Source organism: Streptomyces sp. NBC_00289, from assembly GCF_041435115.1.
Lineage (GTDB): Bacteria > Actinomycetota > Actinomycetes > Streptomycetales > Streptomycetaceae > Streptomyces.
Map to the genome: position 1 here is coordinate 362,722 of NZ_CP108046.1, position 26,958 is coordinate 389,679.

At 66.6% G+C, this 26,958-nt stretch carries 22 protein-coding genes and 7 pseudogenes; 9 read left to right on the forward strand and 20 right to left on the reverse strand.

Features of this window, described 5'->3' with window-relative positions:
- The first annotated feature begins 113 nt into the window (after positions 1-113).
- Together OG985_RS01920 and ltrA are read left to right on the forward strand one after the other, a co-directional pair.
- Positions 114-290: a transposase gene (locus tag OG985_RS01920; protein WP_371666574.1), complete on the forward strand. Its 177-nt coding sequence runs from the start codon at positions 114-116 to the stop codon at positions 288-290.
- Between the two features lie 726 nt (positions 291-1,016).
- A complete protein-coding gene (ltrA, locus tag OG985_RS01925; RefSeq protein ID WP_371666575.1) occupies positions 1,017-2,459 on the forward strand; it encodes a group II intron reverse transcriptase/maturase in 1,443 nt (480 codons plus the stop codon).
- A 325-nt stretch (positions 2,460-2,784) separates the two neighbouring features.
- Here the strand turns inward: ltrA and OG985_RS01930 are convergent, their stop codons facing one another.
- From OG985_RS01930 to OG985_RS01940, 3 genes and pseudogenes are all read right to left on the reverse strand, one after another.
- Positions 2,785-3,408: a transposase gene (locus tag OG985_RS01930; protein ID WP_371666453.1), complete on the reverse strand. Its 624-nt coding sequence runs from the start codon at positions 3,406-3,408 to the stop codon at positions 2,785-2,787.
- Positions 3,408-3,863: pseudogene (locus tag OG985_RS01935) on the reverse strand (transposase); the annotation flags it as partial. The pseudogene OG985_RS01935 and the gene OG985_RS01930, both read right to left, overlap by 1 nt.
- A 280-nt stretch (positions 3,864-4,143) precedes the next feature.
- A pseudogene (locus OG985_RS01940) lies at positions 4,144-4,892 on the reverse strand (transposase family protein).
- Positions 4,893-5,117: 225 nt separating this feature from the next.
- On the opposite strand from OG985_RS01940, the pseudogene OG985_RS01945 reads away from it, so the two are divergent.
- Positions 5,118-5,573 (forward strand): annotated as a pseudogene (locus OG985_RS01945) (transposase); the annotation flags it as partial.
- Positions 5,573-6,196, forward strand: coding sequence for a transposase (locus OG985_RS01950; RefSeq protein ID WP_371666576.1), 624 nt, complete (start codon positions 5,573-5,575; stop codon positions 6,194-6,196). The pseudogene OG985_RS01945 and the gene OG985_RS01950, both read left to right, overlap by 1 nt.
- 727 nt (positions 6,197-6,923) lie before the next feature.
- Here the strand turns inward: OG985_RS01950 and OG985_RS01955 are convergent.
- Complete coding sequence (locus OG985_RS01955; protein WP_371674222.1) at positions 6,924-7,340, reverse strand: transposase family protein; 417 nt, start codon at positions 7,338-7,340, stop codon at positions 6,924-6,926.
- Positions 7,286-7,399: pseudogene (locus OG985_RS01960) on the reverse strand (transposase family protein); the annotation flags it as partial. The gene OG985_RS01955 and the pseudogene OG985_RS01960, both read right to left, overlap by 55 nt.
- Positions 7,400-9,049: 1,650 nt before the next feature.
- Here OG985_RS01960 and OG985_RS01965 point away from each other — a divergent pair.
- Together OG985_RS01965 and OG985_RS01970 are read left to right on the forward strand one after the other, a co-directional pair.
- On the forward strand, positions 9,050-9,589 hold the full coding sequence (locus OG985_RS01965) for a winged helix-turn-helix domain-containing protein (RefSeq protein WP_371666577.1): 540 nt from the start codon (positions 9,050-9,052) through the stop codon (positions 9,587-9,589).
- Complete coding sequence (locus OG985_RS01970) at positions 9,586-10,113, forward strand: transposase (protein WP_371674223.1); 528 nt, start codon at positions 9,586-9,588, stop codon at positions 10,111-10,113. Before OG985_RS01965 ends, OG985_RS01970 begins: the two co-directional genes overlap by 4 nt.
- 139 nt (positions 10,114-10,252) lie before the next feature.
- Here the strand turns inward: OG985_RS01970 and OG985_RS01975 are convergent, their stop codons facing one another.
- Positions 10,253-11,875, reverse strand: coding sequence for an ISAzo13 family transposase (locus tag OG985_RS01975; RefSeq protein ID WP_371674224.1), 1,623 nt, complete (start codon positions 11,873-11,875; stop codon positions 10,253-10,255).
- Here OG985_RS01975 and OG985_RS01980 point away from each other — a divergent pair.
- Positions 11,786-12,004 (forward strand): hypothetical protein, encoded by a 219-nt coding sequence (locus tag OG985_RS01980; RefSeq protein ID WP_371674709.1) that lies wholly within the window; start codon positions 11,786-11,788, stop codon positions 12,002-12,004. The genes OG985_RS01975 and OG985_RS01980 overlap by 90 nt on opposite strands.
- Positions 12,005-12,159: 155 nt before the next feature.
- Positions 12,160-12,756, forward strand: a complete 597-nt coding sequence (locus tag OG985_RS01985) for an ISAs1 family transposase (protein WP_371666578.1) — start codon at positions 12,160-12,162, stop codon at positions 12,754-12,756.
- A gap of 40 nt (positions 12,757-12,796) precedes the next feature.
- On the opposite strand, the pseudogene OG985_RS01990 reads toward OG985_RS01985, so the two are convergent.
- Positions 12,797-13,539, reverse strand: a pseudogene (locus OG985_RS01990) (IS3 family transposase); the annotation flags it as partial.
- 112 nt (positions 13,540-13,651) lie between these two features.
- Here OG985_RS01990 and OG985_RS01995 point away from each other — a divergent pair.
- A pseudogene (locus OG985_RS01995) lies at positions 13,652-13,930 on the forward strand (integrase core domain-containing protein); the annotation flags it as partial.
- Positions 13,931-13,935: 5 nt separating this feature from the next.
- On the opposite strand, the gene OG985_RS02000 reads toward OG985_RS01995, so the two are convergent.
- The 13 genes and pseudogenes from OG985_RS02000 to OG985_RS02060 all read right to left on the reverse strand — a co-directional run bounded on the left by OG985_RS02000 (position 13,936) and on the right by OG985_RS02060 (position 26,914).
- Entirely contained in the window at positions 13,936-14,094 is a 159-nt protein-coding gene (locus OG985_RS02000; RefSeq protein WP_371674710.1) for a hypothetical protein, read from the reverse strand.
- A gap of 131 nt (positions 14,095-14,225) precedes the next feature.
- Positions 14,226-14,369 (reverse strand): annotated as a pseudogene (locus OG985_RS02005) (IS30 family transposase); the annotation flags it as partial.
- Between the two features lie 23 nt (positions 14,370-14,392).
- Complete coding sequence (locus tag OG985_RS02010; RefSeq protein ID WP_371666579.1) at positions 14,393-14,974, reverse strand: NAD(P)H-dependent oxidoreductase; 582 nt, start codon at positions 14,972-14,974, stop codon at positions 14,393-14,395.
- A 176-nt stretch (positions 14,975-15,150) separates the two neighbouring features.
- Entirely contained in the window at positions 15,151-15,747 is a 597-nt protein-coding gene (locus OG985_RS02015; protein ID WP_371666580.1) for a 4'-phosphopantetheinyl transferase superfamily protein, read from the reverse strand.
- Between the two features lie 154 nt (positions 15,748-15,901).
- Positions 15,902-17,218 carry an aspartate aminotransferase family protein gene (locus OG985_RS02020; protein ID WP_371666581.1) on the reverse strand — a complete coding sequence of 439 codons (1,317 nt, stop codon included), beginning with the start codon at positions 17,216-17,218 and terminating at the stop codon, positions 15,902-15,904.
- A gap of 160 nt (positions 17,219-17,378) precedes the next feature.
- Positions 17,379-18,842, reverse strand: a complete 1,464-nt coding sequence (gene pcaB, locus OG985_RS02025) for a 3-carboxy-cis,cis-muconate cycloisomerase (protein WP_371666582.1) — start codon at positions 18,840-18,842, stop codon at positions 17,379-17,381.
- Positions 18,839-20,890, reverse strand: coding sequence for an FAD/NAD(P)-binding protein (locus OG985_RS02030; RefSeq protein WP_371666583.1), 2,052 nt, complete (start codon positions 20,888-20,890; stop codon positions 18,839-18,841). The genes pcaB and OG985_RS02030 overlap by 4 nt, the downstream gene beginning before the upstream one ends.
- A gap of 78 nt (positions 20,891-20,968) precedes the next feature.
- A complete protein-coding gene (locus tag OG985_RS02035; RefSeq protein ID WP_371666584.1) occupies positions 20,969-22,141 on the reverse strand; it encodes a 3-deoxy-7-phosphoheptulonate synthase in 1,173 nt (390 codons plus the stop codon).
- Positions 22,142-22,269: 128 nt separating this feature from the next.
- Positions 22,270-22,983 (reverse strand): disulfide bond formation protein DsbA, encoded by a 714-nt coding sequence (locus tag OG985_RS02040; protein ID WP_371666585.1) that lies wholly within the window; start codon positions 22,981-22,983, stop codon positions 22,270-22,272.
- Positions 22,980-23,543 (reverse strand): hypothetical protein, encoded by a 564-nt coding sequence (locus OG985_RS02045; protein WP_371666586.1) that lies wholly within the window; start codon positions 23,541-23,543, stop codon positions 22,980-22,982. The genes OG985_RS02040 and OG985_RS02045 overlap by 4 nt, the downstream gene beginning before the upstream one ends.
- Positions 23,544-23,619: 76 nt before the next feature.
- Entirely contained in the window at positions 23,620-25,215 is a 1,596-nt protein-coding gene (locus tag OG985_RS02050; protein WP_371666587.1) for a class I adenylate-forming enzyme family protein, read from the reverse strand.
- A complete protein-coding gene (locus OG985_RS02055; protein WP_371666588.1) occupies positions 25,212-25,802 on the reverse strand; it encodes a hypothetical protein in 591 nt (196 codons plus the stop codon). The genes OG985_RS02050 and OG985_RS02055 overlap by 4 nt, the downstream gene beginning before the upstream one ends.
- Positions 25,799-26,914 (reverse strand): beta-ketoacyl synthase N-terminal-like domain-containing protein, encoded by a 1,116-nt coding sequence (locus tag OG985_RS02060; RefSeq protein WP_371666589.1) that lies wholly within the window; start codon positions 26,912-26,914, stop codon positions 25,799-25,801. The genes OG985_RS02055 and OG985_RS02060 overlap by 4 nt, the downstream gene beginning before the upstream one ends.
- Between the last annotated feature and the right edge of the window lie 44 nt (positions 26,915-26,958).

Sequence of the window (26,958 nt, forward strand, 5' to 3'; positions counted from 1 at the left end):
TCGGGCGGAAATATGCGGAACGGATATCGGGCGAAGAAGGTGATGACCGAGGTCGGCCCGGTGGTGGTGAACGTGGCCCCGCGACAGGCTGAGGACCTTCCGTCCCCGGACTGTTGCCGAGATATGCCCGGCGGACCGGCGCCCTGGACGAAATGGCCCTCTCGCTCACCGGGAAAGGGCTGACGTCGGGGGAGATCGTCGCTCATCTCGCCAAGGTCTATGGAATGACCACGTCGAAGGAGACCGTTTCCACGATCACGGACACGGCGCTCGAATCGATGGCGGAATGACGCACCCGCCCACTCGATCCGGTGTACCCCGTGGTCTTTATCGACGCGAGTCATGTACGGATCGGTTCTGTCGACGATCTTGTTTGCGCCGTGAGGTGCTGATGGTCCGTACGGGGGTGAGAGACCGTGCGCCACGAGGTGCTGTGATCCGCGTGCGGGTGTGAGACCCGCACCGTCGTTCCGTCGCAGCGGGACGACAGAAGCAGGGGGTAGCTGGGCCCGGCGAGTCGGCCGGGTCTGGTGGAGAGCAGCCCCGACAACGACGGGACGCACTGGAACTACCGGACGGTGCGGGTCCGGCAAGCGAGACGGGAAGGTGGACGCGAGGAACCAGCGGTGTAAAGCCCCTCAAGACCTCCGCCAGCTCAAACCCGGTGGATCTGGGCTGGATCGCGGTGCGCACTGCCCGTATGGGCAGGAACTCCTGGATCGGATTGATCTTGCCGGTCGGGAGGCCACGGAGAAGGGCTGCGGCGTAACCGTGGCGATGCCGCAGGGGCAAAGCTGGCCGCCTCACCCGACGAGCGGATCACAGTGAACGTGGGAACCACCTCGGAGCTTTCGTCTCAGCGCTCTCTCCAGGTGCGATGGGGCGGGAAGGCGTCCGCCGACGGCCCGGGGTGGGGCGGAGGGCTGGTAGTAGTCCGGGGGCGGGAAAGCCGTCCACATGGCGAAGCAGCCCAGCGGATTCAGGTAGTTGAGGAACTGCAATGGACGGAGACGCTGGTGAATACCGGTGATCTGTGGCCCGACCCCGATGGGGCCTGGCTGCGGGTACGACGGATGCAGACCAAGCTGCACCAATGGGCGGTCGGTGATCCCGACCGCAGGTTCGATGATCTCTACAACCTTGTCCATCACCCCGATTTCCTCACCGTCGCGTGGGAGAGGGTGAGGGGCAACAAGGGCGCGCGCACCGCCGGCGTGGACCGGGTCATCCCGGCCTTCATCGCCGCCGACGCCGACATCGTGGCCTTCCTGAAGAACACGCGGGAGCAGTTGAAGGCCCGCACGTTCACCCCTCTGCCGGTGCGGGAGCGCATGATCCCCAAGCCGGGCAGCGGGGGAAAGCTCAGGAGGCTGGGGATTCCCACCGCGATGGACAGGCTCGTGCAAGCCGCGCTCGTGCTGGTCCTGGAGCCGATCTTCGAGGCGTCCTTCAAGCCGGTCAGCTACGGCTTTCGCCCCGAACGACGAGCCCATGACGCGATCGCTGAGGTGCACCACTTCGGCACCAAGGGCTACCACTGGGTGCTGGATGCGGACATCGAAGCGTGCTTCGACAACATCGCACACTCCGCTCTCCTGGAGCGGATGCGCCGACGAGTCGGAGACAAGCGGGTTCTCGCCCTGGTCAAGGCGTTCCTGAAGGCGGGCATCATGTCCGCCGATGGCGAGACCAGGGACACGAACACCGGCACACCCCAAGGCGGGATCGCCTCACCGCTGTTGGCGAACATCGCCCTCTCGGCGCTGGATGAACACTTCTGTGCCAAGTGGGACGCTCACGGCAACGGCGGCAGGCGGACAGCACACCGCCGACGCGGAGGGGCCACATACCGGATCGTCCGCTACGCGGACGATTTTCTGATCATGGTGTGCGGCGCCCGAGCTCACGCGGACGCGCTGTGGGAGGAGGTCACGGCCGTGCTCGCCCCTCTGGGGCTCCGCCTGTCCGTGGCCAAGACCTGGGTCTGCCATATCGACGAGGGGCTGGACTTTCTCGGCTTTCACATCCAGCGGAGGCGCAAGAAGGGCACCAGCGAGCACTACGTCTACACCTATCCGTCGAAGAAGGCGCTGGCCTCCATCACGGGCAAGGTGCGGGCGATGACGAACAAGAGAGGTCAACGCACTCTCGCCGACCTGCTCCGCCAGCTCAACTCGGCGGTGCGGGGATGGTGTTACTACTTCCGGTTCGGGTCGTCCACAGCCACGTTCCACTATCTCGACGACTTCTGCTGGCGTCGAGTGACGTTGTGGCTGAGGAAGCAGCATCCCGGGATCGACTGGAGGACTCTGCGGCGCCGCTACTTGACCGGCGAGCCCGGTTGGCGGCCCGCAGAGGACGGGATCATGCTGTTCGTCCCGCAGCGGGTGAAGGTGACCCGCTATCGCTGGCGTGGATACAGCATCCCGACACCGTGGGCGAGGGCCGCGACGGTGTGAACCGCGCGGTCCCAAGGGAGTCCGTGGAGCGCCGGATGCGGTGAGAGTCGCATGTCCGGTGCGGAGGGCGGGCCGGGGAAACGGGCTGGTCCCAAGGCCAGTACCGCGCCCCGGTCCGACCCCTACTGCGTCAACTGCTCTGTCGCAGCAGGGTTGTTGAAGCGGGGGGCGGGCAGCCTGATCCGGGTGGTGCCGGGGAGGGCGAGAGCGGCCCTGACAAAGCCGGGACGTACCAGTACTGCCAGATGGTGCGGGTCCGGCGAGCGTGATGGAGAGGAGTACGCGAGGAACCGGCGTGTTACGCCTCCTTACTGACTTCGGCGCATCAGGGTGACGCTGGGTCGTCGAAGGTCAGGCCGGTGCCTGCTATGAAGCCGTCAAGAGTGTCGGGCCGGTACTGGAGGCGTTTGAGCCGGTTGCGTACGAGGACTTCGAGCCGGTCGAGGGCGACGACGGCGAGGTTGGCCAGGCTGCGCTTGACATGTGCCCATACCCACTCGACGGGGTTCAGGTCCGGCGAGTACGCGGGCAGCAGGAATACCGTCAGCCATTCACGCTCGGCGATCAACTCACGTATGGCGTGGGAGACGTGGGTGTTCAGCCGGTCCCAGACCAGCACGATCGGGGCCTTGACGAGGTGGTGGACTCCGTCGATCAGCGCGATGAAGTCCCGTTCGCCTATGCTGCGGCGTTTGCCTTTGCCCGCGGGATGGGTGCGCAGGCGGTGACACAGCCGGGTGCGGGAGCCGGGCCGCATCGCGATGAGTCCGGCCACCGACAGGCGGCCCGAGCGTCGCCCGCTCACCGTGACCTGCGGGGTGCGGCCGCGCCGGCCCCAGGTGCGTCCTTTGGGCGGTCGTCGCGTGAAGCCCGCCTCGTCCTCGAAGCAGACGTAGCCCCCGCACGCCGCCCGGGCTCTTTTACCTCGGCCCAGGTCGCCTCCTTCCACACGGTCACGGCCTGCTCATCGCGCTCGGCCACCCGCCGCGCGGGTACTTGAGGACTGAAGCCGAGCCGGTGCATCAGCCTCGTGGCACCCGAGACGCTGTAGGAGACGTGGAACTTCCTGCCGATCAGCGTGGCCACCCGGGCAGCCGTCCACACCTGGTCCTCCACCCAGCCATGCGCGGCAGGCCCCTCATCGAGAAACGCAGCCAGCTTTTCCAGACAGCCCGGGGACAGACGGCATCGCGATCCACTCGAGCCACGAGAGACCAGAGCCTGCACGCCACCGTCCCGCCACATCTGCTGCCACTGGTAGGCCGACTTCGGGCTCACCCTCAGGCGCCGTGCGACTTCCGGCGGCTTGATGTCCTGCTCGAACAGCTCCGCCGCCTGCATCCGTACCGTCTCCCGGCGCTGACGTCCCACAGGGGTCAGGCCGCCCCCATCCGCATACCTCATACACCACGGAATACAGACAACACTCCAGGCCCATCAGGGACGTCGAAGAAGATCACCCTAACGAGCCGAAGTCAGTAAAGCGACACCGGCTCGAATCTGGTCGATCTGGGCCGGGTGTGGCGCGTATCCGGGTCATTCCTTCGGGTGATCTGGAGAACTCCCGGGGCGGTATACAAGAGCCGCTCGGGAGGCCGTGGGGAAGGTCTGCGGCGTACTCGCGGCGATGCCACAGGGACACAGTCGGGCTCCTACTTCATCGAGCGAACCACAGTGAGCTTCTTCAGCGTTGCTTCTCCAGGGTGAGGACGGCCTTGGCGATTGACGTGAGTGTGTTGGGACTGACGCGGGCTTTGCGGAAGATCCGCCAGGCTTTGAGTCGTGCGAAGGCCCGTTCGACGGGCGAGCGGAGTCGGGCGTGTGCCCGGTTGACGGCCTTCTCTTTGACGGTGAGCTCACGGTTTCGGTGTCTTTTGACGGGTGTGGCGAACGTTCCGCCGGCACCCTGGTACGCCTTGTCCGCGAGGGCGGGGATCTTCAGTCGCTCACAGATGGGGCGATGTTGTGGGTGCGGGCGGCGGTGATGTCCGCGGTCCGTCCGGGCAGGGCCGGCGAGTACCAGACGAGCTCACCGGCCGGGCCGGTGACCGTCTGGATGTTCACGCCGTGCTTGCCGTGCTTGCCTGAATAGTCGTCCTGGCTGTTGCCCACGCGGTCGCATTCGGCGAGCGTGCCGTCGACGAGGATGTACTCAGGGCGGGCTTGCCGCAGCGCGTGAGTGAGAGAGGGCGCGCGGGCGGCCAGGTGGGTGATCACGCTGTGTACATGTGCGTGGGCGGTGCTCTCGCTGATCCGGAAGCCGGCGGCGATCTGGGCGAGGGTGTCGTGCTTGCGTGGGTACACGAGCGTGATGAGGGCCCGCTGAGAGGCCGGCAGTTTGCACCGGCGGTCACCCTCGCGGGTGATGATCAGCATCGTGACCCACTCCACGAGGGCATGCGGAAGGTCGAGTGCGGCAGGATAGGTAACCAACAAGGCTCCCTGACAAATGAGTTGAGACGTGAGATCTCTCGCTCAACTGTCCGGGAGCCTTGTCCGTTACGAGCCCTTGTCTGTCACCCGATCGGTGGCCAACTCGAAGAAGCTCAGTGAACACGGGAACCGTCCCGGTCCTTGCCCTTACTGACTTCGGCTCGTTAGGGTGATCTTCTTCGACGTCTCTGATGGGTCTGGAGTGTTGTCTGTATTCCGTGGTGTATGAGGTATGCGGATGGGGGCGGCCTGACCCCTGTGGGACGTCAGCGCCGGGAGACGGTACGGATGCAGGCGGCGGAGCTGTTCGAGCAGGACATCAAGCCGCCGGAAGTCGCACGGCGCCTGAGGGTGAGCCCGAAGTCGGCCTACCAGTGGCAGCAGATGTGGCGGGACGGTGGCGTGCAGGCTCTGGTCTCTCGTGGCTCGAGTGGATCGCGATGCCGTCTGTCCCCGGGCTGTCTGGAAAAGCTGGCTGCGTTTCTCGATGAGGGGCCTGCCGCGCATGGCTGGGTGGAGGACCAGGTGTGGACGGCTGCCCGGGTGGCCACGCTGATCGGCAGGAAGTTCCACGTCTCCTACAGCGTCTCGGGTGCCACGAGGCTGATGCACCGGCTCGGCTTCAGTCCTCAAGTACCCGCGCGGCGGGTGGCCGAGCGCGATGAGCAGGCCGTGACCGTGTGGAAGGAGGCGACCTGGGCCGAGGTAAAAGAGTCCGGGCGGCGTGCGGGGGCTACGTCTGCTTCGAGGACGAGGCGGGCTTCACGCGACGACCGCCCAAAGGACGCACCTGGGGCCGGCGCGGCCGCACCCCGCAGGTCACGGTGAGCGGGCGACGCTCGGGCCGCCTGTCGGTGGCCGGACTCATCGCGATGCGGCCCGGCTCCCGCACCCGGCTGTGTCACCGCCTGCGCACCCATCCCGCGGGCAAAGGCAAACGCCGCAGCATAGGCGAACGGGACTTCATCGCGCTGATCGACGGTGTCCACCACCTCGTCAAGGCCCCGATCGTGCTGGTCTGGGACCGGCTGAACACCCATGTCTCCCACGCCATACGTGAGTTGATCGCCGAGCGTGAATGGCTGACGGTATTCCTGCTGCCCGCGTACTCGCCGGACCTGAACCCCGTCGAGTGGGTATGGGCACATGTCAAGCGCAGCCTGGCCAACCTCGCCGTCGTCGCCCTCGACCGGCTCGAAGTCCTCGTACGCAACCGGCTCAAACGCCTCCAGTACCGGCCCGACACTCTTGACGGCTTCATAGCAGGCACCGGCCTGACCTTCGACGACCCAGCGTCACCCTGATGCGCCGAAGTCAGTCAGTAACACCGCGTCCGGCGGTGGTGGCGGGGCTGAGTCCGCCGACGACTGATCGGTCCGGGACGGGGCGGAGCCGCCGTAGTACTCCGAGGCCGGGAAAGCCGGTCACATGGGAAGGGCGGCAGCGGTATCGAGAAGGGAAGGATGCTGCGATGCCGGAAGATGCGCCGCCGAACGGCGACGCTCCGCCAACGGGCCCCGAAACGGCGCCCCGTCAGCGGGTATCGGAGATGCAGGCCAAGCTTCACCGTTGGGCGGCGGCCGACCCCGGCCGCAGGTTCGACGACCTGTTCAACTTCGTGCACGACCCGGCCACGCTGCGAATCGCGTGGGACCGGGTTGCGGGTAATCAGGGGGCGCGGACTCCCGGCGTGGAGGCCGCACGGTCGGCTGGATCGAGTCCGAGATCGGCGTCCCTGCCTTCCTGACTGAGGTGCGTGAGCGGCTCAAGGCACGGGCCTGGAGCCCGATGCCGGCACGCGAACGCGCGATTCCCAAGCCCGGTAGGAACTCACATCACCCCAGGTCAGCGGGCACCTCTTCTCATTTCGCGTCCACAGACCGACTACCGCGCGGTGGATTGAGACTCAACCGATCATGTAGGGTTATCCATAAGCCTCACCAGGAGGTTCGGAAGAACGCGAGTGCGGTGATAGTGCGGACGATGCTCGGGAGGGTGTCGAGTGGGCCGCGGTAGCGGGTGGCGAGGATCTTACAGTCCTTCAGGTGTGCGATCGCTCGTTCGACGGCGGCGCGCAGGGTACTGATGGACGCCGGTGCCGATATAGCCGAGGTCACCCATCGTCTCGCAGTCGGGGAACAGACCGGGGAAGCCTGATTCCCGCCAGGCGCGGATGTCGTGCCAGGACCCCGGAACGGGGGCGGAGACCGCGAGCAGGCCGCCGTCCAAAGTGGCGGCGATCTGCAGGTTGAACCCGGTGTCGCCATGCTTGCCGCTGAACAGCTCGGTGCCCCGGCCCGCCCAGTCCCAGGTGGTAACAGTGTGCCGTCGACCAGCACCACCTTCCCCGTGCTCGCCTCCGCCGGGTCGGGGACGAACTCGGCAAGGACCTGCTCCAGCAGCGGCCCGAGCAGATCGAGCCGACGTGAGACGGTGGACTGGCTGCAGCCGAACAGCTCGGCCGCCGCCTGCTGGACTGGGTTCTGCCGCAGCAGGAACAGCACCATCACCACCGACCGGTACAGCCCCAGCACGAACGGCCGTCCCCGCGAGACCCGCCCGCTGCCGCCAAGCGCCGTATGCACCCGAGCCAGAGCTCGGTCAATTGCTCCGCATCCAACCCGGTTGTAACCTGCCAACCCAACGACCCCGCCCCGGCAACACCTGTCTTGTGTGAGAACTCGTCAGGTTACCGAGCGGGGTCGTTGCTGTTGACCAAGGGGTGGAAGCCTCCCCGTGGGCTTGTGAATAACCCTCATGGAAATGAGATTCGTTGAAAAAACTCCGTGGTGGATGTGCTCCCGCCGCGGGAGGGTGCAGGAGCCGCAGTTTTAGGAGGGCTCGTGGTGGATGTGCTCCCACCGCGGGAGGGTGCAGGAGCCGCAGTTTTAGGAGGGCTCGTGGTGGATGTGCTCCCGCCGCGGGAGGGTGCAGGAGCCGCAGTTTTAGGAGGGCTCGTGGTGGATGTGCTCCCACCGCGGGAGGGTGCAGGAGCCGCAGTTTTAGGAGGGCTCGTGGTGGATGTGCTCCCACCGCGGGAGGGTGCAGGAGCCGCAGTTTTAGGAGGGCTCGTGGTGGATGTGCTCCCACCGCGGGAGGGTGCAGGAGCCGCAGTTTTAGGAGGGCTCGTGGTGGATGTGCTCCCACCGCGGGAGGGTGCAGGAGCCGCAGTTTTAGGAGGGCTCGTGGTGGATGTGCTCCCACCGCGGGAGGGTGCAGGAGCCGCAGTTTTAGGAGGGCTCGTGGTGGATGTGCTCCCACCGCGGGAGGGTGCAGGAGCCGCAGTTTTAGGAGGGCTCGTGGTGGATGTGCTCCCACCGCGGGAGGGTGCAGGAGCCGCAGTTTTAGGAGGGCTCGTGGTGGATGTGCTCCCACCGCGGGAGGGTGCAGGAGCCGCAGTTTTAGGAGGGCTCGTGGTGGATGTGCTCCCACCGCGGGAGGGTGCAGGAGCCGCAGTTTTAGGAGGGCTCGGTGGGCGGCGCGGGGTAACTCTTTCGATATGCAGTTCTGTGCCTTCTACTGCTATTTGCCTACGGGCAGGGGGAAGGGCTGGCGCAGGACTTCTTCTTCCAGCGCGATCCAAAACACCGAGTTGAGTGCCATCGTTCAGGATCAACCACCCGACACTGATAGTTCGGGCATCTGACCGGCTGGCCGCACGGAACATGATGTCCGAAGCTTTCGATGCCGCCAGATCAAAAGATTGGGCTTTTCTGCCATTCAACTCGAGTTTTCCGACGGTGTGGCCCTGAGACTTCTTCGCAGTCAAGTGGCTGCCATCTATTCCCTTTAGGGTGATCTCTCCGCTCGGCGCAACTGACCCCTTGAGCCAAGATTCCTCTTTCTTTCCGTCGCAGAAATAGGCGACCGCCTTTTCGTCTTCTATTGAGATGGCCAGTCCGGCACCGGCGGGCCCAATTCGGCCGGAGAACTCAGATGAGCGATCCGAATGCTCGCTCATCGAATGATAGGCGGGGAATGCAACGGACGCCAATAGGGCTACCCCTGCAGTCGCTATCCAAGCTGTGACAGCCTTTTTCACGAAATTCCTCAGGTAGAGTTCAGTTTCTGCCGAAGCTCAACGATAGAGTTACTGACCTTCAAAGGGTGGTGTCGTAGCGGCTGACGCCTCTTGATCCCTGCGGTATGCCGACCGCATGAGGTATGCGCAAGGGGGCGGACTGACCGACGAACGGCGGGCCTTCCGCGAGAAGTTGAGGATGGAGGCGGCCGAGCGGTTCAGGCAGGGCGACGAGAACCCGGTCATCGCTCACGACCTGCGGGTCAGCGTCCGGTCGGTACAGCGGTGGCGCAGAGCCTGGTCGCAGAACGGGCCCCGGGCCCTGGCCTCCAGGGGCCCGGCATCGCTGCCGCTTCTCAATGACGAACTGTTCGCCGTGCTGGAGCGTGAGCTGGCCAAGGGGCCGGTGGCACACGGGTGGCCGGACCAGACCTGGACCCTGTCGCGGATCAGGACGCTGATCGGGCGCCGCTTCCACAAGAGCTACACCGTGCAAGGGGTCGCCGCCCTGCTCAAGCGGCACGGTTGGAGCTGCCAGGTTCCCGCCCGGCGGGCGATCGAGCGGGACGAGAACGTGGTGGCCGGCTGGGTGAAGGAGACCTGGCCCCAGGTGGAAGGACCGTGGCGGCGCTCGACGCCTGGCTCGTCTTCGAGGACGAAGCCGGATTCTCGATGACGCCGCCGATCATCCGCACCTGGTCCCACCGCGGCCACACCCCTGTGGTCCGCGTCCGGGGCCGCTCCCGCCGCCGCTTATCGGTGGCCGCCGTGGCCTGCTACAAGACCGGCGAACCCTCGCGGCTGATCTACCGGCCCTGCCCAGACGCCCGGCCCGATGGGCGCAAAAGCTTCTCCTGGAAGGACTACCGCGACCTGATCCAGACCGCCCACCAGCAGCTTGGCGGCCCGATCGTGCTGGTCTGGGACAACCTCAACACCCACCTCACCGCCGGCATGCGCCGCTACATCGCCGACCGCGACTGGCTCACGGTCTTCCAACTCCCGCCCTACGCACCCGACCTCAACCCGGTCGAGGGCATCTGGTCCGTCCTGCGACGCACGACCACAGCCAACCGCGCCTTCGCCAACCCCGACGACCTGATCACTGCCGTCCGACGCGGCCTACGCCAGCTCCAGTACCGCCACGACGTCCTCGACGGCTGCCTCACCGGCACCGGCCTCCGGCGCCAGCCACCATGACGACATCACGCATTCAAGGTCAGTAGGTCTATCTCTACAGGACGCTAGAACCGGTGCCTTGACACTGAGTATCGAGTGCTCAACTCGGGTTACTGCCCCTGGGAGCTGCCACACAATAACTCCTCGATCTTGGTGAGGATCACGGGGGTGTGAGGTCGTGCCCGGCGATCTCGGCGAGCTGTTGGGCCGTGGTCATGGTGAGGGCGCCGGTCGAGACGGTGTGCCCGAGCGCGGCGAGAACGGGGGTGGTCTCCCGGAGGGTCGCGCCGATCCTGCTCTTGGGCAGGCCGGTTGCCTCGGCGAGCGGTGCCTGGTCCATGGACCAGCGCTTCTTGAGGAGGAAGACGATCAGCTGGTCGGCGACGGAGAGCCGTCTGCCGCCGGCGCCGGGGCCGCCGGCGGGGCGCTTCCGGGCAGAAAGATCGGCGGGTGCTCGGTGCACCAGCTTGGTAGCGGGCGGTGAGCTCGTCGAAGGCGGCGGGCTCGAGTCCGGTGAGGCTGGGGTGCCGCAGCCAGGCAGGCAGCTTGTCACCGGCCGGGAAACGCCCGAACTCGGCACCGGGCGGGGGTGGTTCAGGGGCGAGGGGTTCGGGGCGCAGGGTGTAGTTCCACGTGCCGTGCCAGTCGTGCGGCGTGAGGGGCAGGCGGTCCATGACACTGTCAGGGACGGTGCCCCCGGTGGGGTAAGTGCCAGGGTCGAAGTCGGCGTGGACGACAGTCCGTTGCGTGTGGTGGTCGCTCCGATGGTGCTGACGACGACTTCGTGGCTGGTCAGGGGCCTGCCGCGCCAGTTGATGCTGATCTGCGAGAACAGCCGGTGCTCTATTTTGTTCCACTTCGAAGTTCCCGGCAGAAAGTGACAGACCGTCACATCAACGCCCGTCTCATAGGCGAAGTCCGCGAGTTCCTTCTTCCAGGCGCGCACACGGTAGCCGTTGGAGCCTCCGGCGTCGGCGGTGACCAACAGGCGGGAAGCGTGCGGGTAGCGGCGTCGCCCCTCACCGTTCCACCAGCGGCGCAAGGTGGCCACGGCGAAGGCGGAGGTGTCCCCGTCGCAGCCCACCGACACCCAGCCGGCGTCCGCGCCGATGTCGTAGATTCCGTAGGGCACCGCCTTCTGGGCGCCCTTCTCGGGAAAATCATGCGCGCGGACCTGCACCGGCTGCCCGGCGCGGTGCCATTCGCGTCCGATGACCGCGTAGCTGCCCAGCGTCTCCTTCTTCTTGGCGTCCACGCTGATGACCGGCTGCCCGTCGGCGAGGTATGCCGTGACCTGATCGTTGATGTAACGGAACTGGGCGTCCTGTCCGGGTGCCGGGCTCCCCCGGTGGTCCTCGAGGTGCCCTGCAGGGAGAACCCCTCCGCCTTCAGCAGTGAGGCCCACCGTGTCCGAGCCGACCCGGCGCCCCTGCCGAGTCAGCTCGGCCGCCAGATTCCGGGTGGACTTCACCGTCCACAGCAGCGGAGATTCCGGGTCGCCCCGCTGGTCCGGCTCGACCAGCGCCAGCAACGCGGGCACCAGCCCCGGATCCACCTCCCGCAAGGACCTCCGCCCCGCGCCCGGCGCCCGGACCCGACCCGCAGACTCCTCCTTGTCCTCCAGCTCCCGCTTCCCGCGCGACACCGTGGACTCAGCCACCCCGGCCGCCTGGGCCACCCTGCGAATCCCTCCATGGCCCAGAACACGGGCCGCCGCCGCACCCAGCGTCAGACGCTGCTGCCGCTCATCGAGATGTGGCAGCAACAGCCCGAACACATCCACCAGTTCTGCCTTCGTCCCCTCCGACACCACCGCATCCAGCCCATGAATACCGAGGAGTTATTGTTCGGCAGCTCCCAGGGCTTCGGTGTAGTCGTCGGGTGTCTGGTTCATGACGGTTCGCCTGGTTGATCGGTCAGGGAGAGCGGAACAGGCACGGCTTCCAAGATCATGGAGTTCTCGACGCCCCGTGACCTGCCTGGAAGACCGTGCCTGCCGAAGCATCATCGCTGATCCCGCCTGCCCTTGACCAACTCCGCGAGCATCCAGGACTCGCGCCGGAAGAAGTGCCCGGACTGCTGGGCCGCCTCGCCCAGGTGCCCGATCCGCGTGATCCCCGTGGAGTGCGCCACTGTCTGGTCGGCGTCCTTGCCCTGGCCGCCTGCGCGGTACTGGCGGGGGCGACGTCGCTGCTGGCGGTCGGCGAATGGATCACCGACGCTCCGCCCCACGTGCTGGAACACGTCGGCGTGCGACTCGACCCCCTTCTCCCCAAACGGGCCCTGCCTGCGGAAACGACAGTCCGACGACTGCTGGCCCGGATCGACGGCGACGCATTGGACCCGGCGGTCGGCCGCTGGCTGTCCGACCGCCGCAACCAAACCCAGGGCCGGCCGAGCGGCTTGGCGGTCGACGGCAAAAGCCTTCGCGGAGCGGCCAGGGCCAACGGCCACAGGATCCACCTGCTCGCAGCCCTGGACCACACCACCGGCCTGGTCCTGACCCAGCTGGACGTCGCTGAGAAGACGAACGAGATCACCTGCTTCCAGCCGTTGCTGGAGACCATCACAGACCTGGCCGGGGTGGTCGTCACCAGCGACGCCATGCACACCAACGCGAGCACGCCGACTACCTCCTCGGCCACGAAGCCCACTACATCGTGATCGTCAAAGACAACCAGAAGAAGCTCGGGCCTTGACCCGGAAACTTCCCGCCGTCCAGCGGGAGATACGTGATGTCGCCGACGTACTTGGTGTTCGGATCGGTCGCGGTGAAGTCGCGGCCGATCAGGTCCGGGGCCTTCGCCGCGGCCGGATCCGTAACAGTGGTGCGGTGCCTGCGGCGCAAGCGCACGCCTGCCAGGCCGATGCTCCGCATCACGCGCGCGATTCGCTTGTGGTTGATGCGCTCGCCCGTCTCGCGGAGTTCGGCGGTGATCCGCGGGACGCCGTAGGTGCCGTCCGAGTCGCGGTGCACGGCCCGTATCCGGGCGGCGAGTCGGGCGTCGGCCATCTGCCGGGCGGCCCGGTCCGCGGCCGTCGCACGCCAGTAGTAGAAGCTGGAGCGGGCGATGCCCAGGATGGTGCACAGCCGCTTCACGCCGTAGCGGCGGTGGTGGTCGGCAACGAACTGGAAGCGGTTCACCAGCGCGTCTCCCCGGCGAAATACTTCGCCGCCTTGCGCAGGATCTCGCGTTCCTCCTCCAGCTCGCGGACCTTCTTGCGCAGAGCAGCGTTCTCCGCCTCCAACGGGGTCGGCGGCTCGGTCGGCGCCTCTGCCCGTCGTCCCCGCGGCCGGCTCGCACCGGCTGCCCGGACCCAGTTGCGCAGCGTCTCGGGATTGATCCCCAGATCGGCAGCGACCTGCCGGATCGTCGCCTCGGGCCGCGACTGGTACAGCGCGACGGCGTCCGCCTTGAACTGCGGCGGATAGTTCTTCATGACCACGAGATGTCCGTTCTCAGATCCTCAGGATCCAGTGTCTCGTGTGTCCAAGATCAAGGGTCAAGGCCCGTGCGTTGAACTCGCCCAATACACGGCGTTCACCTTCACCGCCCACCTGATGGCAGCAGGTCTGGACGCGTCCATCGGCACCGTCGGTGATGTGTATGACAACGCCCTGATGGAGTCCATGATCGGCCTCTACAAGACCGAGCTCATCGAGCGGGCCGGTCCGTGGCGGACCCTCACGGACGTCGAGTTCGCGACCGCTGAGTGGGTCGACTGGTACAACAACCGCCGCCTCCACACCAAGATCGGAGATATCCCACCCGCCGAGCACGAGGACAACTACTACGCTGAACACCACCCCACGACCGGGGACCCAGCCAAGAACTGAAGTCTCTACGAAACCCAGCGCGGTTCATGCTGACCGACGGCCCGCATCTTCACATAGTGGGCCACCGTGTGGTGGTCGCACCCGGCCAGCTCGGCCGCGGCACGGTAACTGCCTGTGAGGTCGTATGCCTCAAGGATCTCCATGATCTCCCTGCTGTTCTTCACCCGCTCCAGCGTCGCCGAGCGGGGCTACTCGGGGCGAGCGGGGAGAAAACTGGCCGTACGCGGGGAAACCCGTGGCCATCAGTGGGGCGGTAAATGGCCGCCTATGGGGAGCTTGCCACGGCCGCCGTCAGGCGTCCGGTACGAGTCATGATCCCAACCATCGGCGCACTGCAGCCGATCTCACGGGCGATATCAACCAGCCGCCACCCCTGCGCGTGCAATCTGAGCGCCAGCCGCTTCTGCTCCCGGCTGAGATGACCACGCCTGCCTTGCATCCGGCTCCTCCTGTGATCAGCGGCTACGCCATCTCACAGGACTCTTTGCGCTGACCGGTTGAATCCGCCGCAGCGAAAGAGGCTAGGAGTTCCCTATACCGCGTCGCGGCGGTGGCTAGGCCCTCATCGGAGAGGCCGAAGACAGTGCCGTACAGCTTGACCATCGGCTGGATGTCAAACTGGCACAGCCTCAGGGTCGCTTCCCAGCTGCTGAGGAAAGTCTCGAGAGTGGCCCTGTTCATGCCTTCGGGGGTGTAGCGCTCGGCAGGGACGCCGGCGGTGACGGCGACAACAGCCTTTTTGCCCGCCAGCTGCGAGGTAGAGCCGTCCATGGTGAAGGCCCAGCCGAGAGTGAAAACCTTGTCCTGCCACTGCTTGAACAAAGGAGTGGTGTTGTACCAGTACACCGGGTGCTGGAAGACGATCACTTCGTGTTCGGCCAAGAGCGTCCGCTCAGCATCGGCGTCGATCTGGAAGTCGGGGTAGGCGGCGTAGAGGTCGTGCACGGTGACATGGGCCAAGTCACGGACGGCGTCCACGAGCGCCGCATTGGCCTTCGACCGAGACAGGTCGGGGTGACCTAGGACAAGGAGAACCTTGGACATGATGAGGAACCTTCAATCTGAGTGAAATAGATGAATGGATGAGGGTTGGTCGAGTGTGACGGATCAGGGGAGCGCCATCAGTCCTTGAACAGGGTCGCCCGCGGTGAACTAGCTATTTGTGAAGCTGACGTGCCAAGTAGATCCCCAGACATCCATGCCGTGGCTGACACTGCTCCTCAGTCGGCGACTTTCATGCGGACGCGAATCCCGCAGCCGGCCTGCGCTCGTACCGCGGTGGCCACGACATGCCCCGGGGTCACCAGCGGATCCGCCAGCATCAGCGTCGGCTCCCAGGGCAAGACCCTCAGCTGCGGCCCGGCGAGAGGGGGTGGCCAGGTCCCAGGTGTGGGGATGCGGCGGCCTACCCCGCCGCCCCGCAGCCCGTTCCCCTCTGCCTTGCCGAGGGCTTCCTTGCTGCTCCAGAGCCAGAGAAACGCAGCGGGTCGCTCATGCGCGGACAGTCCGTGCAGCCACTCCGCCTCGCGGCGGTCGAAGTACCTGCGGGCCAGCGCCAGAGCGGGCAGGGGTCTGATCATCTCCACATCGACTCCGACGGGACAGGTCCGGCTGAACGCCACCGCGACCACTCCCTGTCCGTGGCTGATGCTCACATGGACGTGCTCACTCCCCCGCAGGATCGGCTGCCCGCCTGGCGCGTGATCGATCCGGAGGCCCGCGACCGGGATGTTCATGGATCTTGCGATTGCCCGCAGCAGCAGTCCGCGGGCTGCTTCCCGTTCGTTGCCGCGCACCGGTGCGACGACTACGCTCACCACGTCCGGCGCAGGGCTCCGCCCTGTCGTAGCCCCGCGCGGCGGCCAGCCGCTGCATGGCTGTTGCTGGCTGTCGGCACCAGCCACGATCTGTTTGACTGGTGCCGACGAGCGTGCTGAGTGGGTCCCCGCGTCAGGGCTTGGCTCCGCGGTGTCACCTGGTGGAGAGGGCACGCAGGCTCCGGACGATGACGTCCACGATCCGGTCCAGGTCCGCGTCGCTGTGCGCGGTGCTGAGGAACCACGGCTCGAGGGGGTTGGGGTGGAAGTACAGTCCCAGACGCTGGCAGTGAAGCTGGAACCGCCGGTGGGTGGGGAAATCGATTGCGTTCATCGCCGCGTCGTAGGCTTCCAGGCCTTGCTGAGGGCTGTTCAGGAGGGCTACGGACATGACCGATCCGGCTCGGGCGATCCGCACGCCGTAGCCTGCCTCTGCGAAGACGGAGCGCAGACTCTTCTCCAGGAAGGCGCAGGATCGTTCGAGGTCGTCGTAGGCGGAGTCGTGTCCCTGGATCTTCTGCAGCATGCTGACCACGGCCTGCATGGCCGCGTGATTGCCACTGTAGACGCCGCCGTGGAACGCCTGGTTCGAGGCGAGTGGCCGCATCAGGCGACGGCTGCCGCCGAAGGCGGCCACCGGGAATCCGCCCCCGAGGACCTTGGACACGATCGTGAGGTCGGGGCGAACACCGAGCAGCTCCTGGGCCCCACCCCGTGAGACACGGAACCCGGTGATCACCTCATCGAAGATCAGGAGCGCGCCGTGTTCGGCCGTGAGGTCCGCCAGTCGCTCGAGGAACCCGGGCAGCGGGTGCACCAGGCCCGCGTTGGCGCAGATGGGCTCGCAGATCACAGCGGCGATGTCGGACCCGTGTTCGGTGAAGACCGCGGTGAGGGCATCGACGTCGTTCCAGGGGAGTTGGACGGTGTGATGCAGTGCCTCGGGGATCATTCCCGGAGCACCGCGCAGTCCGTCCCGCTCTCCTTCGGAATCGGTGGTGATCGGGTCGCGCAGGACGGTTTCGCTCCAGCCGTGGTAGTGGCCCTCGAAGGTCACGATGAGGTTCCGGCCGGTGGTGAAGCGGGCCAGGCGGAGTGCGGAGGTGATCGCCTCGGTGCCGGAGTTGGCGAAGCGGACCTGTTCGATCGAGGGGATCAGCGCGGAGATGAGTTCTCCCGCCTGGTGATCGAGCCGGTGGATGATTCCGGTCATCGCTCCAAGCCGCAGCCGCTCGGCGACCGGCTCGACGACGTCGGGGTCGGCAAAGCCGAAGAGGTGAGGGCCATATCCCATATTCACATCGATGAGTTCGTTGCCCTCGATGTCCCAGATACGCGCGCCCTGGGCCCGATCGATGACGAGGGGGTCCTGGATGCCGAGGTTGCGCATGTTGCTGCTGCTGCCTCCGGCGATGACGGTCCGTGTCGCCTCAAGCAGCTCGGTGTTGGTGGAGGGGGCGTGTGCGGGCATGACTCTGGTTCTCCTCAGTAAAAGCTGGTGGAAAGATGTTTCGGTCGATGTTCGAACCGCCGCTGGACTGCTTCTGACGGGCTGCCGGCGGCGGACCGCGGAACGGCAGTGGCCGCGTCAGAGCCGACATGGTTTGATCAGGCCGCTCGGTGCCGCGTCCTCATTCCCGGGCGACGTGTGCGCGGGAGCTGTAGTGCTCGAGCGCGCGGTCGACGAAGTGCTTTGCTGCTCCCAGGTACTGCGCCGGATCGAGCAGGTCGTCGATCTCCCCGGCCGAGAGGACATCGCTGATCCCGGGTATCTCCAGAAGGACGGCCGGCAGTGGCCGCCCGCTGGCCTGAGCATCCCGGCAGGCTTGTGCGACAACCGACTTGGCCGACCGGCCGGGAAGCCGGCGGCCGAGGACTGCGGAGAGCCTCTCGGAGACGATCAGTGCGCCGGTGGATGCTAGGTTGGCGCGCATCCGGGCGGCGTCGACCATCATGCCGCTGCAGAGGTCGGCTGCGGTGCTGGCGGCGCCGCCGACCAGGCGCAGGCTCTCGCGCAGCGGCATCCACTCGGCGTGCCACGCGCCGGCGGGGCGTTCGTCTTCCGAGGCCATGCTCTGCACCAGCGTCAAAGTGAGCGGCGGGACTTGCAGGGCGGCTGTTCTGATGAGGGTGGCCAGCGCGGGGTTCTGTTTTTGCGGCATCGCCGAGGAGGCACCGTTTCCGTGTCCGGCAGGCTCGGCGATCTCGGCTACTTCGGTGCGGGCCAGGCTGAGGACGTCAAGCGCGATCTTGCCGAGGGCTCCTACGGTGACGTTCAATCCATGGGCCAGGTCCGCCATCGGGCTGCGCCGGGTGTGCCAGGGCAGGACCGGCTCGGCGAGGCCGAGTTCGGTTGCGAAGGCCCGGGTCAGTTCCGTGGTGTACGTACTGGCCTGGGGCGGGGGGACATCGTGGGCTTGCAGGTACGCGGCCATGGTGCCCGCCGCGCCCCCGAGCTGCACTGGAAGACGGGTGCCGAGCAGTTCCTCCAGTCGGTCCCGGGCATCGAGGAGCCCCATGAGCCACCCTGCGGCCTTCAGACCGAAGGTGGTCGGGGTGGCGTGCTGGGTCAGAGTCCGTCCCGCCATGGCGTCTTCCCGATGGCGGGAAGCGAGCGCTGCCAGCGCTTCGGCCGCCTGGTCCAGGTGCTGGACGATCAGTGTGATGCCGCGCACCGCCACGAGCATGGCGGCGGTGTCCAGGATGTCCTGGCTGGTGGAGCCCAGGTGGACGAAGCGTGCTGCGTCTGGATCCCGGTCCCGGACGGCCGCCGCCAGCTCCTCGACAAGCGGAACCACCGGATTCGCGGCAGCTCGGGCTCTGCGGGCAAGGCCGCGAAGATCGAACGTGTGGGCTCGGACGGTCGCGGAGATTGCCTCGGCTGCGAAAGCCGGCACCGTACCGAGCCGCGCCTGAGCACGGGCGAGGGCGGCTTCGGTCTCCAGCATGGCCTGCAGCCACGCGCGGTCCGAGACCACGTCCTCGATGGGCGCCCCGACCCGGACGGGCGTCAGCAGTCCAGTGTCGTGCAGGTTTGTGACCTGTTGCCCGTGCGGGCAGGAGCAGGCATCAGGTGCCTGCGTCTGAGCATTCACGATGTGGTGGCCTCGCTGATGGTAGGGGTGGCGAGTTGAGGTGACTGCGGCATGAGACTGCTCCTCGGGGCGTAGCCCTCTTCAGGGCGGGCAAGCGCCGCTCGATCCTGCTTGATGCGGTCGAGGACGGCGCGGGCGACTGCGTCGGCGTCGGCCAAGGTCACCGAGTTCACACCAGGTCGGGCGCCAGCGGCGGTGCCCCAGTGGATGCCCTCGGTGGGAACGCCGAAGGCGAGCCGGCGAGGATGCTCGCCGCCGTTGGGCAGTACGACCCGATAGGACCTGGCCGACACCTGCAGGCCACCCGTGTCGTAGGCGCTGCCTTCGGGGTCGCGGATCTCGTAGGAGGCGCACTGGCCCGTGTTCAGCAGGTGGGTCAGCAGCGGATCTGCGGTGCGCCGCAGGTCCGGTGCCGGCAAGCGGGCTTCGATCAGTGCCGTGGCGGTATGGAGCGAGCCTGGCACGGACGGCGACCGGAGTGTGAACGTGCCCTGCTGGTCCGAGCAGTCCACCTGTGCATCTGGTCCGACCACTTCTAGAAGTCCCGCCCGGACAAGTGCTTCCACCTCTTCGATACGCTGGATGGGCGGTCCTATGGACAAGAAGGCGTTCAGCGGTGTGAACCAGCGGTCAAGGTCCTCACGATGTGAACATGCGGCCAGACCCGCGTGGTCGACGGTGAGGCGGACCTCGTTCCGCAGGTCCCGCAGGACATCCAGGGCCGCCTTGGTCGGCCCGCTGACGTTACCCAATGATGCCAGTGCGATGTCCTGCGTCAGGTGTTCCAGCAGCCAGTGCCGGAAGTCGGCGGGACCCGTGAAGGTCCGGTCGCGGTAGGGGGCAGCGAGAGTCCGCCAGTCCCAGGTTCGCCCCTGCGGAATACCGAATTCCCTGCGCAGGGCAGCCTCGCCCTTGCTGCCCCATGGCTCAGTCAGGTAGCGGCGCCGGAAGAGGACCATGGTTTCCGCGGACGCTTGCTGTTCGACGATCCGCGCGTAGTAGACGGTTTCGACTTCCTTGGCGATCAATGGCCAGATCTCGCGTCTGAAGTTCAGCCCCGCCGCACCGGTACGCGCGCTGCGCAACCACTCGGCGAACGTGGCTGTCAGGACTAGTGGCTCGTGCCGACCGTGCGGCCCTTTCTCGTTGACGGCGCGGGCGTGATACGGGATCCCGCGCCGGGACCCGGCCACCATCACCGGTTCACGCCCGGACGGATGGTAGACCAGTCGACCGTTACGTCGGACAAACTCCCCGCCCCGTCCGTCGGTTAGCAGCGCCAGGTAATCGAAGAAGCACAGCCCGAGTCCGACCAGCGCCACCGGCTGGCCCGGGGCGATCATTGAGAGGTCGGCATCGGCGGGACTACCAGGTGGAACGTAGATCAAGCCATGCCGTCGGGCGAAGCGTTCCCGTTCGCGTTCGCGGAAGTCAGGTCTTACGGGCAGGTGCCCCTGTGTCAGTACGACTGTGCTCAGGTCATTCAGGACAGTTCCGTTCTCCAACGGCACCCGTTGCCGGGGGGTGTCGCGGAAGCGCTCACCGGTGGTCCCGGGTACAGCAGAGTCGTCGAGCCGGACCGCTCTAGAGCGATGCACGACGACGTGCATGTACGGCGACGCCGCGGCGACCGTCTTGCGGAAAACCCAGCCCAGATATGTGCCGTAGAACCGGCGGCTGGGGTAGGTATCGCCGGTGAGTCTATGTGCCTCCTGGCTGCAGGCGCTGTCGACACCGAAGTCTTCGGGCGCGGAGGCCACCTCCTGAGCCCATTCCCACAGGCTCGGGCCGGTCACGAGGGGGCCTTGCATGACGACGGTCTCATCCGGAAACACCGTGATCTGGGAGGCCACGGTGTTCATGAGGAGGCAGTCGGGCTGGTCGGACCGCCAGATCCGACCGGAACCTGGGGGGTAGGGGTCCACCACATGGACCGCGACAGGCGAGTCGGGTGGATGGATGCAAAGGTTCGCGTGCAGGCGCAGCAGGACACCCAAGCCTCGTGGTCCCATCCCGACAATGCACACATTGTCTTGACGATGACTCATTTTTTGTCCTTTCGAGACCCGGGGGGGAGCGATGCGAGGCGCTGTGACAGCTCATTAAGGGAGGCGCGCGGGACGCGGCTACGTCACGGCGAGGAAGTGCCGTACGAGGGCGTCGGCCTGATCGGTATTCAAGCGGGGGTCGCAGGCGCTGGTGTAGCGGGCCGCCTGCGGTGAGCTGAGGTCGTCTGGGTGCCACGCGCATTCGACGACGTGATCGGGAGTGACCTCGATGTGCAGCCCCCCGGCCCATTGGCCGGCCCCGCGCAGGACAGCGACGAACGAAGTCACCTCCTGCATCATCGCGGGCATTAACCGGGTCTTTTGGCCTCGGGTTGTGGTGACGGTGTTGCCGTGCATGGGGTCGCACAGCCAGGTGACCGGAATCCCTTGCCGCGCCACGGCGGCGACGATGGGAGAAAGGGCGTATTCGACGGCAGCAGCGCCCATGCGGACGATCAGGGTAAGTCTCCCGGGTTCTGCAAGGGGGTTGAGCCGTGCCACCAGTCGGGCCACGTCTGCAGGGGCAGCCGTGGGACCGATCTTGACGCCGACGGGATTGCAGATGTTCTCCGCGAAGGAAACATGCCATTCATCCAGAGCCCGGGTCCGATCCCCGATCCAGCCGAAGTGGCCCGAGCTGGCATAATGGGTCTCGTCCCATCCGCGCACCAAGGGAAGCTCGTAGTCTTTGAGTAGCAATTCGTGGGAGACGAAAACGTGCTCCTCAGGCGGCCATTCCCGCCAGGTGGCGCCGACGTGCTTCAGGACATGTCTCGCCCTGGCGTAGGCGATCAGCAGACGTCGGGGATCGTGCTGCCGGGCGGCCGGGTCGGCAGCAGCGCCATTGACAGCGTCTCCCCGATAGCTGGGGACGCTGCGACCGTCCGGAAGTCGCTCCTCCGCCTGCGACCGTGGCTTGGCGTACTGGCCGGCCAACCGACCGATCGTCACCACGGGCATCCCTGTGCCCGAACGGCAGGCATCCGACAGACGACGGAGCAGATCCAGTTTGCGGTTGACAGTCTCGACTCCGGCCTCCTGGAACAGCTCGGCGCAGTCGCCGCCCTGCAGCACCAGGGACCGACCGCTCTCAACCAGCTCCAGTCGGGATCTCAGCGTGTTGAGTTCTGCGACGGTTATCAAGGGCGCCAGGCTGCGGAGGGTGGCTCTGACGTCCTCCACCTGTGCGGGATCAGGCCAGCACGGTTGTTGTTGCGCGGTGAGGATCTCTAGGGGAGGAAGGCTCAGCACTTCCCTGACTCTCATGAGGGATGGATGGGACGGAGCGCGGCAAGGCAGTCATCAGGTACGGCTGGGGACCGACTGGGGATCGGCTGTACAACGCTCGAAGGACCACCGTCGCGGTGCGGCTCATGCGGTCAGTTGCGGGCAGGCTCCGCGCCACGATGGCGCTTGAGTTCTCTGAAACCGCTGGTCAGCATCAAAGCGAACAATCCGTCCCATAGTCGGACCGCGTCGGCTCCGAGCGGCACTGTGTCGAGCACCGGTCCGAAGAATGTGGTTGCGGTTCGGCCTTCCTGGTGCAGACTGAGCAACGGGGTTCCCGCCTGGGCGCCGAAGGCGGCCACCGCCTGCTCGTGGCTGACACGCAGGGCTTCGTCGTGGACGGTCGAGGTGGCGGTCTGCACCAGGTGCGGGGGCAGCTGTGCCTCTGTCAGGGCATCGCGCAGTGCGGAGGGCCCGCGGCGTACAGGTTTGTCGTGGAACCGCCGTGCCAGCGCCGGATAGAGGCGGGCCAGCGACTGCGGCCCGAAGTCCTGTTCAGCGGCGATACATAGGCGGGCCGGCCCCCATCCGTGCCGGGCGAGAAGGCGGTAGCGGGCGTCCACGTCAGTACGCCCCTCGTTGAGGAGGACAAGGCTCATCACCCGAAATCTGAGGGCGAGTGGCCGGTATCGCCGTACCTCCAGCAGCCACTGCGCGGTCGTCCAAGCCCAGGGGCACACAGGATCGCACCACAAGTCGACCCTTGCGGGGCTACCGGAGATACCGTCTGCCGCGTCGCCCAGGACAGAGGCAACTTCGCCAAGCGTGTCCGAAGCGGCCAGCCGCGGCTGGACTCCCATGCTCATCGGTCGGCACCTGCCGCGCCGTCAGTGCCGTCGTCGTTCACGCCGGGGCGGGTCACCTTCATGCGGAACCGGCACGCCTGCCCGCCTTCCAGCTCGCACTCCAGACGCTCGTCCTGCCCGCTGACCCCCACTGCCTCGAACCATCCCGAGCGCATGGCCATGCACGGGCACCGGTAGCCGTCGGTGGTTCCGGCTGCGCGCAGCATCCGCTTGGGGAAGATGTCCGTGATGGCCGTTTCCCATTCGCTGTCGCTCAGCAAAGTGTGCTGGATGCGCATATGGCGGTCGTCGGGGAACATGATCTGCTGAATCAGGGCGAAGCGGGGCAGGAACTCTTCCAGCGGGCGATCGTCGAGCCGGATTCCGTAGCGCCGGGCGCACCATCGGCCCACGCGGCGGGCCATGAAGCGTGCGGCCTCTTCGTTGATCTCGTTGGCGGCATCGGGGCCGTACCGCTTGAGGACCCCTTGGTACCAACGGGCATCGTGAAGCCACCAAAACTGCAGGTAGGGAATGTCGTCGCCGACGGGGGAAGCGGGGTGAGTGTCTGTCATTTTCATTCTCTGGGCATGTCAGGGGGCAGGGGACGGGCGGGTGACGGACTTGGCGCGCAGGGAGGCGTGGGCCAGTGATGCCTCAGGCGCGGAGGGTGAATTTGCGGACCTTCCCGGTCGTTCCGACGGGGATCTTGTCCGGGGGGACGACGCTCACTTGGCGCACCGTGCGGGCTGCCGAAGGATCGAGTACACCCAGGATGTGGGTCTCGTAGTCCAGCTCGATGTCGCTGTAGGCGGAGGGCTGCAGTCTCAGCAGGATCTCGGTGTGGTACTCACCGTCGGCGTGCGAGACGACTGCGCTGCAGTCCAGTACTGCAGGGCAGGCGGCGAGGATCTGTTCCTCGATGACGGTCGTATAGATACGAGTGCCGTCCGCCCGGTCGAGCGCATCAGCCACACGGTCGACGTGGTAGTAGTAGCCGCCGCTGTCGCGGTAGCCGAGATCGCCGGTGAGGAAGAACCCGTCACTCCGGGCCTGATAGGTCTTGGCGGAGTCGTTCCAGTAACCGGGGGACAAGGTGGGCGAACAGATCGCGAGTTGGCCTACGCTGCCGTCCGGAAGTGGGTTCCCCTCGGGGTCGAGAACGCGGACCTCGGTGAATGCGTGCGGGCGTCCGATGCACCGGTTGTAGTGGTCGGTGTCCTGGTGATGGGTGATGGAGAATTGTGAATGCCCCATCTCGGATGAGCCGAATCCGTCGATGAACAGCGATCCCTCAACAGTGTGGCGCCCGTGGGCGGTGGCTTGCTGGCGCTGCCCGAAGGCTACTAGGGCGCGGATGTGGGGTTCGTGGGCGCTGTCGCCGGTGTTCCACCAGGCGCGTACCGAACGCAGCCGGGAGGGGGACGGGTTCAGGCTGAGCAGGTCCACCCAGGTTTTTGGGAAGCCGTAGACACCGTGCGGCTGCCACGCCTCGATCGCCTCCAGCACTGACGTGCCGTCCTGCGTTGACAACTGAAGGAACGCCGAACGGTTGCACAGCGCGGAGAGCACGGCCGCAATCATCGAGTTGTGCATCGGCAGTGCGCTGAGCATCCGCTCACTGCCCTGCGCCCGAGGCAGCGTCAGCCAGTGGCGCAGGCCGGCGAACAGGCTGCTGTGGGTGGAGATCACAGCCTTCGGCATGCCGGTTGTTCCGGAGGAGTGTGTGATGGCGACGGGATCGTCCGCGTGGTGGCAGTACGGTGCGATAGTGCGGGTGGGGTCGCCGTCCGCACATTCCTCCAGAGCGCGCAGCGACGGGGTCCCGATGTCGTGCTGAGCCCAGGAGGCCAGCTGGTCCCGCTCGACCAAGACGAGTGACGGCCCGAGACCGCGCACGTAGGCCGTGCGGGTCTCCTCGTCGAGGAGGTAATTGACGAAGGCGGGAATGGCACCGATGCGGTTGGCGGCGAAGTAAGTCAGAACGTAGTCGACAGCGCGCCGGGAGCACACGACGATGACGTCCCTGGGTCGTATGCCGTGCCCGTGCAGCCAGGCGGCCCGTACGGCGACCAGGCGGTCCAGCTCGCCGAGAGACAGTTCATGTGTCCCCTCGGAGTGGCTGTCGGCGGAGGTGTCGAAGGTGAGTGCGGGATCCTCCGGAGGAACTCCGTGAGCCAAAAGGCGTTCAATGACGTTGCCTGCCCCCAGGAGAGGGTCGCGGGCCAGTGTTCCGCGGGTCGTGCCATTCATGGTGATGTCGTCTTGTCTGTGATGTCGTCGGTGGAAGTGCCGGAGTTCGGTGCGGTCAGTAGGAAGGCGGCCGCCTCGTACGGCTCGCCGGTGCCATTGACCGGGTCAATCAAGATCAACAGTGAGTGGTCCGATTCGCCGTCCTTCACCAGCTGGGCGGCCAGCTGCATTCCTTCAGCGAGCGGTTGGCCGATCGGGCTGGTGCAGATCACCGGCCCGGTCAGGCCCCATCGGGCGGAGATATGCCCGATCACGGAATTCGGGACGGACATGAAGAACAACTGAGGCGAGATACGCTCACCCCGATCCACCGCCGAGGCGACCGCCTGTGCGGTAGAGACATCACCGAGCACGCTGACCAGGAGGACCGCGGTACGGGTCCCGCCTGACGGCTCGTCGGGCGCCCGTCCGGTCAGGCATGCGGTGGCGGCAGCGGCCGCCACCGCGCTGAAACTGGACCCTGTGAAGCCACGCAGACCAGGGAGGGGCTCGTCGGGCACCGGCGCTTGCCCGCGGGCTACAACGGTCAGACCCGCTGCGGCAGCGGCCTGGTCGGCCGCATCCACACAAAACTCTCTGTCCGTCATGCGCGTCCCACCACCAGTGCGGTATTGGCGCCCCCAAAGGCCGCGTTGAGACTCAGCGCGTAGCGGATGTCCGATGCTGCCTGAGACTGGCTCAGCACCAGATTGAGCCCGCACTGCTCGTCCGCTCCCAGGTATCCGGCGTTGACTGGAAGCTGCCCGGACTGCAACGCAAGCACCGTCGTGATGAGTTCGAGCATGCCCGAGGCCTCCAATGCGTGTCCGTGCACGGATTTGCTGGAACTGACGGCGACGTGCGCCGAATGGCTGCCCAGTGCCCGGTGCAGGGCGGCGCTTTCGGCTGCGTCGTTGTGGGTCGTGCCGGTGCCGTGCGCGTTGACGTAGTCGATGGCCTGGGGATCGAGACCGGCACGGTCGAGCGCGCTGGTGATCGCGCGAGCCAGGCCCGCGCCGGCGGGGTGCGGCCGGCAGACGTGGTGAGCGTCACCGGACAGTGCCCAGCTCATCAGGGCTGCCTGTGCCCGTCCGCCGGCCCGTCCCGCCTTCTCCAGGACCACCGCGCCGACGGCGTCGCCGAGCAGCAGGCCCCGTCGGCCGCTGCTGAACGGTCGGACATGCTGATCGTCGCTCAGGGCGCCGCCGGCCGAGAAAAGCGCGAACCGTTCGGCATCCACAAGGTAGCCGCTCGCAACGACGGCACACTCGGTACTACCGGACGCGATCATCGAAGCGGCCTCGGCCAGTGCGGTACTGGCAGCCGTGCAGGCGTTGGTGTAGACGCGCCTCGGGTACAGCCCGCATCTGGCAGCCACCTCGACGGCCGAGGCACGGGCGCCGTGCACCCGGAAGTCGACGGCCGACTGACGGGCTACCTCACGGTCTGCCTGGATTGCCAGGAACAGCGGTGTCGCCGCCCGCTCCGCCTTCGTCAGACCTGCCATCGCGCAGGCCTCGGTGACGGAGGAGGTCAACTCCTCGGGCAGGCTACGGGCGTCGTGGTGGACCGCTCCGAGGTCGGTGCGACTACCGGAGCCGACGGCGAAGCGGCGCACCGACCGGAAGGCGGGGGCGCCTATCGAGACGCCCCGAAGAAGCGGGGCTGTGCCGCGTCCGAAGCCCGACAGTACAGCCATGCCCGTGACCGCGACCGGCATCTGGGGCGTTGCTGTCCGGCGCCGCTGCTCCCGTACCGGCGCAG

What these genes read in the sequence shown, in the direction of transcription:
- OG985_RS01965 (WP_371666577.1), top strand. Translation starts at nt 9,050, where the DNA reads ATGAGGTATGCGCAAGGGGGCGGACTGACCGACGAACGGCGGGCCTTC.
- OG985_RS01970 (WP_371674223.1), top strand. Translation starts at nt 9,586, where the DNA reads ATGACGCCGCCGATCATCCGCACCTGGTCCCACCGCGGCCACACCCCT.
- OG985_RS01980 (WP_371674709.1), top strand. Translation starts at nt 11,786, where the DNA reads ATGGCCCAGAACACGGGCCGCCGCCGCACCCAGCGTCAGACGCTGCTG.
- OG985_RS02010 (WP_371666579.1), bottom strand. Translation starts at nt 14,974, where the DNA reads ATGTCCAAGGTTCTCCTTGTCCTAGGTCACCCCGACCTGTCTCGGTCG.
- OG985_RS02020 (WP_371666581.1), bottom strand. Translation starts at nt 17,218, where the DNA reads ATGCCCGCACACGCCCCCTCCACCAACACCGAGCTGCTTGAGGCGACA.
- OG985_RS02030 (WP_371666583.1), bottom strand. Translation starts at nt 20,890, where the DNA reads ATGAGTCATCGTCAAGACAATGTGTGCATTGTCGGGATGGGACCACGA.
- OG985_RS02040 (WP_371666585.1), bottom strand. Translation starts at nt 22,983, where the DNA reads ATGAGCATGGGAGTCCAGCCGCGGCTGGCCGCTTCGGACACGCTTGGC.
- OG985_RS02045 (WP_371666586.1), bottom strand. Translation starts at nt 23,543, where the DNA reads ATGAAAATGACAGACACTCACCCCGCTTCCCCCGTCGGCGACGACATT.
- OG985_RS02050 (WP_371666587.1), bottom strand. Translation starts at nt 25,215, where the DNA reads ATGAATGGCACGACCCGCGGAACACTGGCCCGCGACCCTCTCCTGGGG.
- OG985_RS02055 (WP_371666588.1), bottom strand. Translation starts at nt 25,802, where the DNA reads ATGACGGACAGAGAGTTTTGTGTGGATGCGGCCGACCAGGCCGCTGCC.
- OG985_RS02060 (WP_371666589.1), bottom strand. Translation starts at nt 26,914, where the DNA reads ATGCCGGTCGCGGTCACGGGCATGGCTGTACTGTCGGGCTTCGGACGC.